The 9,218-nt window shown below is 71.7% G+C and carries 5 protein-coding genes; 4 read left to right on the top strand and 1 reads right to left on the bottom strand.

The genetic code is table 11. The features are described from left to right. Positions 1-171 precede the first annotated feature (171 nt). From D7W79_RS33435 to D7W79_RS33420, 4 genes are all read left to right on the top strand, one after another. A complete protein-coding gene (locus D7W79_RS33435; RefSeq protein WP_120529398.1) occupies positions 172-1,113 on the top strand; it encodes a vWA domain-containing protein in 942 nt (313 codons plus the stop codon). Beyond that, positions 1,113-2,090: a vWA domain-containing protein gene (locus D7W79_RS33430; RefSeq protein ID WP_120529397.1), complete on the top strand. Its 978-nt coding sequence runs from the start codon at positions 1,113-1,115 to the stop codon at positions 2,088-2,090. The genes D7W79_RS33435 and D7W79_RS33430 overlap by 1 nt, the downstream gene beginning before the upstream one ends. Positions 2,091-2,109: 19 nt before the next feature. Next, positions 2,110-4,830, top strand: coding sequence for a heavy metal translocating P-type ATPase (locus D7W79_RS33425; protein WP_120529396.1), 2,721 nt, complete (start codon positions 2,110-2,112; stop codon positions 4,828-4,830). 165 nt (positions 4,831-4,995) lie between these two features. Continuing rightward, the gene (locus D7W79_RS33420) at positions 4,996-6,408 is read left to right on the top strand and encodes an L-serine ammonia-lyase (RefSeq protein ID WP_120529399.1); all 1,413 of its coding nucleotides are present in this window, start codon (positions 4,996-4,998) and stop codon (positions 6,406-6,408) included. A gap of 219 nt (positions 6,409-6,627) precedes the next feature. Here D7W79_RS33420 and D7W79_RS45920 read toward each other — a convergent pair. Next, on the bottom strand, positions 6,628-9,218 hold a 2,591-nt coding region (locus D7W79_RS45920; protein WP_120529395.1), incomplete at its 5' end, for a serine/threonine-protein kinase.

Below are 9,218 nucleotides of genomic sequence, written 5' to 3'. Positions count from 1 at the left end.
CATCGAGCCTTATCGTCGGCAGCGTCAGAGGTGTATAAGAGACAGGGAGAAGGCGCCCGCCCCGCCCGGCAAGAAGCCGGACTGGATGAGCGACTTCGAGGACTGACCCCGCTCTGTTTGCGGTGCTCGCACTCCGGGCGATAGCGTTTTCACCCTCCAGAAAGGCAGACCATGGGACACGAGAAGCCGATCGAGCCGTTTTCGGACCTGCACCGCGAAGGGGACCGCGTGCGCGCGGTGCTGCTGCACGACCCCACGGTGGAAGGTCTGGACATGGCCATCTACATGGACGCGTCCGGCAGCATGCGGGAGGAGTACGCCTACAAGACCGAGCAGCGCTCGTTCCTGGAGTGGCTGCGCGGGGCGCCCATGAAGGAGGCCTCCAACCAGGTGGAGCCGCAGGTGCGGTGGATGCTGGAGTACCTGGCCACCAAGGACCGCAACGGCCTGCTTCGCGTGGCCTACTGGGCCTGTGGCACCAACGGCCGGCAGGTGGAGGTCGTGGGCGAGCTCAAGGGCACCGACGTGAAGCAGTACAAGTTCCCCGGCGCGAAGCAGCTGGGCGGCTTCACGTACCTGGAGCCCGCGCTGCGCGACTACGTGAAGTACTTGGAGGAGCAGGTGAAGGTGGGCGCCAAGCGCGGCTGCGCCATCGTCGTCACCGACGGCCGCCTCCACGACGCGGAAGCGGTGGAGAAGTTCTCCGAGGAGGTGGCGAAGAAGATCGCCGCCGGGCGCCTGCCGCGCATCAACTTCGTGCTGGTGGGCGTGGGCGACGACATCGACGAGGAGCAGCTGGAGCACATCGCCCATGCGGAGTTCCCGGGCGTGGGGCACCTGTGGTGCCACCGCATCGCGAAGGAGATCACCCAGGTCGCGGAGCTGGTCGCCGTGCTGGTGGACGAGAACATGACCGTCGCCGCCGGCGGCACCATCTACGACGACAAGGGCAAGGTGCTGAAGACGTACGAGGGCCGCCTGCCCGCGGTGCTGGAGTTCGACGTGCCGGAAGAGGCGAAGAGCTTCACGCTGGAGGTCAACGGCCAGCGCTACACCCAGCCGCTCCCCGACGAAGAGCACCACGACGAGGACGAAGACGAGGACCACCACTGATGGCCGGCCACGAAGTCATCAACCGCCCCTTCTCCGACGTCCACCGGATGGGCAACAAGGTCGTCGCGACGCTCTTGCACGACCCCACCGTGGAGGGCCTGGACGTGGCCCTCTACATGGACGGCTCCGCGAGCATGGAGAACGCGTACGGGCCGCGCGGCATCCTGGCGAAGCTCGCCCCGGTGAAGAACCAGGTCGAGCCGCAGATGCAGTGGATGCTGGAGTACCTGGCCAACAAGGACCGGGACGGCAAGGTGCGCGTCACCTACTGGGCCGCGGGCGACGGCACCCAGCTGGAGGTGGTGGGCGACCTCACCGGCCCCGAGGCCAAGGGCTACCGCTTCCCCGGGCCGCGCTCCTACGGCAAGGCCACGGTGATGCTGCCGGTGCTGCGCGACTTCGTGGCGCACATCAAGCAGCAGGTGGGCGAAGGCGCCAAGCGGGGCCTGGCGGTCATCATCACGGACTCGCAGATCAACGACGCCCATGACGTGACGGCCTACGCCACCCAGGTGGCCAAGGAGATCGCCTCCGGCCGCCTGCCGCGCATCAACTTCGTCTTCATGGGCGTGGGCGAGCAGGTGGACGAGGAGCAGATGGAGGAGATCTCCCACACCACCTATCCGGGCGTGGGCCACCTGTGGTGCCACCGCATCGCGGACCGCATGGAGGAGATGGCGGAGCTGGTCGCCGTGCTGGTGGACGAGACCATGACCGTCGCCGCGGGCGGCACCATCTACGACGAGCAGGGCAAGGTGCTGAAGGTCTACGAGGGCCGCCTGCCCGCGGTGCTGGAGTTCGAGGTGCCCCCGGCGTGCAAGCGCTTCACGCTGGAGGTCGCCGGCCAGCGCTTCGACCAGCCCGTCCCCGAGGAGCATGGGGACGAGGACCACGAGGACGAGGACGACGACCACAAGGCGGAAGCCCCGCCCCCGGCCGCCGAGCCCTCGCACTCACGCCGCGGACACCGCCACTAGGGCGACAGGAAGAACAGCCATGTCGGAGCAGAAGAAGAGCGGGTCGCGGTTCGGTGCGTTGAACATCAAGGGCCTCAAGGAGGCGCAGCCCGCCGGCAACGCCGTGCAGCGCCACGTCCACGGCCCGGGGTGCGACCACGACCACGGCGACGGCCATGACCACCACGGTCATGATCATCACGACCACGACCACGGGCACGCGCACGGCGAGCCCCACGTGCACGGCCCTTCCTGCTCCCATGGCCACGATGGGCATGACCACCATGGGCATGATCACCATGGACATGCCCACTCCCAGCGCGTCATCCGTCCGCCGGCCCACCGTCCGGCGGAAGGAGGCGGCGCCGCGCTCCAGCTGGACCTGGAGGGCACGCTGCCGGGAGAGACGGACGACCAGGGCCGCTTCGAGCGGCTGGAGGCGGCCCTGGAAGCGCAGCACGGCATCACCGACGTGCACCTGCGCCGCGACGCGGGCCACGCGGAGGTGTGCATCCACTACCAGCCGTCGCTCGTGAGTGTCTCGAAGCTGGTGACGCTCGCGCAGAAGACGGGGGCGCAGGTGGCCGCGCGCTACCTGCACCACACCTGGTTCGTGCGCGGAATGGACTCCGCGGACGCGGCCCAGGTCATCGAGCACGCGGTGTCCCGGATGAAGGGCGTGCTCACCGCCAGCGTCGCGTACGCCAGCGAGCGGCTGGTCATCGAATACGACAAGGAGGAGCTGAAGCTGCCGGACGTGGAGGCCCGGGTGAAGGCGCTCGGGTACGGGCTGGAAGTGCCCATGGCGGGCCACGCCTGTTCGCACCACGCGCACGGTGGAGGCCTGGCGCCGCTGCTGGAGCTGCCCCTGGTGGTCGCCTCCGGCGTGCTGCTGGCGGCGGGCTTCGTGGTGGAGCACTTCGCGCTGGCATCGCCGCTGGTGGCCACGGTGCTCTGGGCGCTGTCCATGGCCAGCGGCGGCTTCTTCGCCATCCGGGGCTCGGTGCAGTCCATCGCGCAGCTGCGCATCGACATCGAGACGATGATGGTCGTCGCGGCGGTGGGCGCGGCGGTGCTGGGCGCGTGGTTCGAGGGCGCGTTCCTGCTCTTCCTCTTCAGCGCGGGCCACGCGCTGGAGCACCGGGCCATGGACAAGGCGCGCCGCTCCATCGAAGCGCTGGGCCAGCTGCGCCCGGAGGTGGCGCGCGTGCGCCGGGGCGCGGAGGTGGTGGAGGTGCCGGTGGCGGACGTGGCGCGCGGCGAGCGCATCGTCGTGCGTCCGGGCGACCGGGTGCCGCTGGACGGCATCATCCGCGAGGGCAAGAGCTCCCTGGACCAGGCGGCCATCACCGGCGAGTCCATGCCGGTGGCGCGCAAGCCGGGCGACGAGGTGTTCTCCGGCACCATCAACTGCGAGGCGGCGCTGGAGGTGGAGGTGACGCGCCTGTCGTCGGAGTCCGTGCTGGCGCGCGTGGTGGACATGGTGGCGCAGGCGGAGGCGCAGAAGGGCAAGCGGCAGCGCTTCGCCCAGCGCCTGGAGCGCACCGTGGCGCCGCTCGTCATGGCGGCGGCGGTGCTGTTCCCGGTGGTGCTGGTGCTGACGGGCACGCCGTTCAAGGAAGCGGTGCTGCGCGCGGTGGGGCTGCTCGTGGCCGCGTCGCCGTGCGCGCTCGCCATCTCCACGCCGTCCGCCGTGCTCTCCGCGGTGGCGTCGGCCGCGCGCGGCGGCGTGCTCATCAAGGGCGGCATCTACCTGGAGCTCCTGAGCGGCATCCGCGCGGTTGCCTTCGACAAGACGGGCACGCTCACCGTGGGCCGCCCCCGGCTGCTCACGACGTGGGCCGCGCCGGGCGTGACGCGCGAGGAGTTGCTGGGCACCGCCGCGAGCGTGGAGGCGCTGTCCGCGCACCCGCTGGCCAGGGCGGTGGTGGACGGCGCCACCGAGGCGCGCGTCACCGTGCCCGTGGGCCGCGACCTGGAGGCCATCCACGGTCAGGGCATCCGCGCGAAGGTGGGTGACGACGCGGTGGAGGTGGGCAGCACGGCCCTCTTCGCGGGCGAGGCCCTTCCTCCCGAAGTCACCGCCGAGGTGACGCGGCTGGAGGAGGCGGGCCAGACGACGATGGTGGTGCGCCGCGCGGGCCGCTACCTGGGCGTGCTGGGCGTGGCGGACACGCTGCGCGGCGGCGCCCGGCAGGTGGTGCAGGCGCTCAAGGCGGGCGGCATCGAGCGCACGGTGATGCTGTCCGGCGACAACGCGCTCGTGGCCCGCTCCATCGCGCAGCAGGTGGGCCTGGACGAGGCGAAGGCGCCGCTGATGCCCGCGGACAAGGTGACGGCGGTGAAGGACCTGGGCCGCACGCACCCGGTGGCCATGGTGGGCGACGGCGTCAACGACGCGCCCGCGCTGGCCGCCGCCGCGGTGGGCGTGGCCATGGGCGGCGCCGGCAGCGACGCGGCGCTGGAGACCGCGGACGTGGTGTTGATGAGCGACGACCTGGCCAAGCTGCCCTTCGCGCTGGAGCTGTCCCGGCGCGCCACCGCCGTGATGAAGCAGAACCTGGTCATCGCGCTGGGCGTGAGCGCGGTGCTCGTCGTCGCCGCCGTGCTGGGCCTCACGCGCATCAGCCAGGCGGTGGTGCTCCACGAGGGCAGCACGCTGCTCGTCGTGTTCAACGGCCTGCGGCTGCTCGCCTTCCGGCCGAAGGCCCCCGCCTCGCCGCCCCAGCCCGCCACGGGCCCGCAGCCCGCCGCCAGTTAGCCCGGACGCGTCATGCTTGGGATGGCAACTTCCCCCACGCACGGAGGGACGAGCGCACGCGCGATGTCCCGCCTTGCGGCCTACATGACTTGAACTGGATGCATGCAGCGCGTCGTGAGCGGGGTGTCACAGGCGGCGCGGGTTGGACATGGCATGGTGGCAAGCATGTCTGTCAGCGTCTTCGACCTCTTCAAGATTGGGATTGGCCCCTCCAGCTCGCACACGGTGGGGCCCATGCGCGCGGCCCGCATGTTCGTGGTGGGGCTGTCGGACGCGGGGCTCCTGGAGCGCGTGACGCGGCTCAAGGTGGAGCTGTTCGGTTCGCTGGGCGCGACGGGCAAGGGGCACGGCAGCGACAAGGCGGTGCTGCTGGGCCTGCGCGGCGACACGCCCGAGGACGTGGACGTGGAGCTGGTGCCGTCCATCGTCGCGCACTGGCGCTCGGAGGGGCGCGTGTCGCTGCTCCAGCGGCTGGTGCTCCCCTTCCGGGACGGCGAGCACCTGGTGATGCACAAGCGCAAGGTGCTGCCCTACCACCCGAACGGCATGCGCTTCAGCGCGTTCGGCGAAGGCGGGGAGTCGCTCGCCTGCCGCATCTACTATTCGGTGGGCGGCGGCTTCGTGGTGGACGAGCAGGCGACGGCGGGCGCGGATCCGCTGCGCGCGCAAGATGCATCCGTGCCCCTGCCCTTCAAGTCCGCGGCGGAGCTGCTGGAGCACTGTGAGCGGGAGCGGCTGCCCATCAGCTCGGTGATGCTGCGCAACGAGCTGGCGACGCGGAGCGAGGAGGAGATCCGCTCGGGGCTCTTGCGCATCTGGGGGGTGATGCAGACGTGCGTGACGCGCGGGTGCACCACGGGCGGCATCCTGCCCGGCGGCCTGAAGGTGGAGCGGCGCGCGGCGGCGATGTACCAGCGGCTCCTCAGCCGACCGGAGGCGGGGCTCACCAATCCGCTGACGGTGCTGGACTGGGTGAACCTGTACGCGCTCGCGGTGAACGAGGAGAACGCGGCGGGCGGGCGCGTCGTCACCGCGCCCACCAACGGCGCGGCGGGCATCATCCCAGCGGTGCTGCACTACTACTGGCGCTTCGTGCCGGGAGCGAACGCGGACGGAGTGGTGCGCTTCCTCCTCACCGCGGGGGCCATTGGCGCGCTCTACAAGGAGAACGCGTCCATCAGCGGCGCGGAGGTGGGCTGCCAGGGCGAGGTGGGCAGCGCGTGCTCGATGGCGGCGGGGGCGCTCGCGGAAGTGCTGGGCGGCACGCCGTTGCAGGTGGAGAACGCGGCGGAGATCGCCATGGAGCACAACCTGGGGCTCACCTGCGACCCGATTGGCGGACTGGTGCAGGTGCCCTGCATCGAGCGCAACGCGATGGCGTCCGTGAAGGCCATCAACGCCGTGCGCATGGCGCTGTCCGGCGACGGGCGGCACTTCGTGAGCCTGGACAAGGTCATCAAGACGATGCGCGACACCGGCCGCGACATGAAGGACAAGTACAAGGAGACCGCGCGCGGCGGCCTCGCGGTCAACGTCCTGGAGGTCGCGAACCTCAGCGTCGGCCTGCCGGAGTGCTGAAGCCTCCGGCGGACTGAAGCGCAGTCGCCCGCGCCTGCCGCCGCGCACCGCGAATGCCGGGGCCACCGGCGAGGGCCGGGCAGAGACGGCCCTTCGTACCGGACACCTCTCGCCCGACGCGGCCCTAACCTGTCCGACTGCCGGACAGGTTCGTGCGGTGCGCCGCCGACGGGGGCGCCAGGTGGGGGATTCCCTCCGGACTGACCTCCATCCGGAGGCCTACCGCTTGCGCTTGCCGCCGCGCACGCCGGACACCTGCACGGCCTTCACCGCCGGAGCGGGCCGGGCGGAGAGCCAGGCCTCCACCTCCTTCGACTGCACCGTGCGCCCCGCGGACGTGAAGCGCGCCATCGCCTGCGACGCCGCGGCGCGCGCCTCCGCCTCCTCGCCTTCCTTCCAGAGCGCCTGCGCCAGCGCGAAGCCGGACTCGCCCAGCGAGTCCTCCTGCGCGTCCTTGAATGACAGCGCCTGCTTCAGCGGAGCAATCGCGTCGCGCGTGCGGCCCAGGCCCAGCAGCGCCTGCCCCACGCCGTCCAGCGAGTAGTAGACCAGCTCGTCGTCCGGCCCCAGCTTCTCCTGCTTCACCTTCAGCGCCTCTTCGTAGTCCCGCAGCGCGTCCGGGTAGCGCTTGAGCGCGAGCAGGCTCATGCCCTCCTCATCCAGCGCCTCCGCCAGCTTCACGCTCTGGTTCCCCAGCAACGTGCGGTGCAGCGACACCGACACCCTCGCGTGCTCCAGCGCGCCGGTGAAGTCCTTCTGCTCGCGCAGCGCCATGGACAGCGCCTGATGCCGGCGCGCCGTGTCCAGGTGCACGGGCCCCACCGCCTTCTCCGTCTGGAGGAGCGCGTCCTTCAGCACCGTCACCGCCTGCGCGCTCTTGCCCGTCTCCAGCAGCGTGCGCCCCAGCGTGAACGCCACCCGTGCCCGCTTGGGATGGCCCTCCGGCAACGCCTTCGCCAGCAGCCCCGATGCCTCTTCCAGCAGCTTCAGCGCTTCGTCCGGGCGCTCCTGCATCAGCGCGAGGTTGGCCTCGTTCACCTTGAGGTCGCTCTCCAGCACCGCGTCGCCGCCCACGCGCTTCAGCGTCGCCTCGCCCAGCCGGCCCCAGCGCTGCGCGAGCGCGAACTGCTCCTGCTCGCCGTCCACGTAGAGCAGCTTGTTCATCACCGACACCGCCAGCCGGTCCGCCCGGCCAGCCTCCGCGTCGTAGACGGCCTGCTCCAGCACCGCGCCGCCCGCGGCCTTGTCGCCCAGCGCCGCCTGCGCCCAGCCCAGGTGGAAGCGCAGCTCCGCCATCAACGGCAGGTAGCCCGTGGCCAGCACGCGCGCCTCCGCCCCCTTCGCCAGCTCCAGCGCCTTGGGCATCCGGCTTAGGTCCACGCGCGCCTTCACCTCCGCCAGCTGTCCCTCCAGCGCCTCCAGCTCCGCGCGCTTGGCGGGGTCCGCAGGCCGGGGCTGCAGCTCCGTCAGCGCCTCCACGTCCGCGCAGTCGCCCGGCGCGGGCAGCGCGTAGGCCGCGTCCAGCGACTTGTCCACCAGCGCCACGTCCGCCGTCTGGAGCGTGGCCACCAGCGCGCCCAGGTCCTTGCGCCGCCGCTCCAGGCACACGAAGCGCTGCGACAAGAGCGCCTCCGTCTGCACCTCGCGCACGCGCGTGTCCTCGCACGCCACCGTGTGCTGCTTCGCCCACTCCGCGCCGTAGCCGTCCAGCACCTCGCCCACCCGGCGCGCCATGTCCTGCGCCACCGGGCTCTTCGTCGCGAGGAACGCCTGCGTCACCTTCTCCCGCGCGTCCGGGCTCCAGCGCTCCGCCACCAGGTCCGCCGCGCCCTCGCACACCCGCGAGCGCGACCACGCCACCCCGCCCGCCACGCCCAGCACCACCGTGGCCGCCACCGCGGCGCCCGCGCGGCGCTGCAGCAGGGCCCGCCGCTCCCGCTGCCCCAGCACCGTCAGCAGCTCCGCCATGGAGCGGAAGCGGTCGCGCGGCTCCAGCGACAGCCCCTTCATCAGCGCGCGGCGCACCCAGGCCGGCACCTTCGAGTCGCGCGGCGGCTCCAGGATGGGCGACGGCGGCAGCACCTGCACCGCCGCGGCCTCCGTCACGCCCGGCTCGTCATCCGCCCCTCCCCGGGCCCGCAGCTGGGAGGCCACCCGCGACAGCTCGTCCGGGTCGAACGGGCGGATGCCGTACAGCGCGCGGTACAGCGCCGCGCAGAAGCTGAACTGGTCCGACCTCGAGTCCAGGAGCTCGCCCCGGAACTGCTCCGGCGACATATAGGCGGGCGTGCCCATCACCAGCCCCGCCTGCGTGAGCTGCGAGTTCAGCGGCGAGTCATCGCCCACCGGCCGCGTGCGCTCGCCGGCGTCCTCGTCGTCCTCCACCTCGCCCATGGGCCGCGCCAGCCCGAAGTCCGTGACGTAGACGCGCCCGTCCTTGCCCACCAGCACGTTGGCCGGCTTGAAGTCGCGGTGCACCAGCCCCGCCACGTGCGCCGCCTCCAGGCCCCGGCCCGCCGCCAGGTACTTGTCCAGCAGCTCCTGCCACGTGCGGGGCTTCGCCTTCGTCCAGTCGCGCAGCGTGCCGCCGTCCACCAGCGCCATCGCCACGTAGATCTGCTGCTCCCACTGCCCCACCTCGAAGACGGGGATGACGTTGGGGTGGGAGATGCGCGCCATGGCCTGCGCCTCGCGCAACAGCCGCGCCCGCCCCTGCTCCAGGTCCTCGTGGCCGCCCTTCACCCGCAGGAGCTTCAGCGCCACCTTGCGGTCCAGGTCCGGGTCATAGGCGGCGTACACCACCCCCATGC

The organism is Corallococcus exercitus (genome assembly GCF_003611585.1).
Classification (GTDB): Bacteria; Myxococcota; Myxococcia; order Myxococcales; family Myxococcaceae; genus Corallococcus; species Corallococcus exercitus.
Note: the sequence above shows the minus strand (reverse complement) of the source record. Positions and strands in the feature narration are given on the sequence as shown.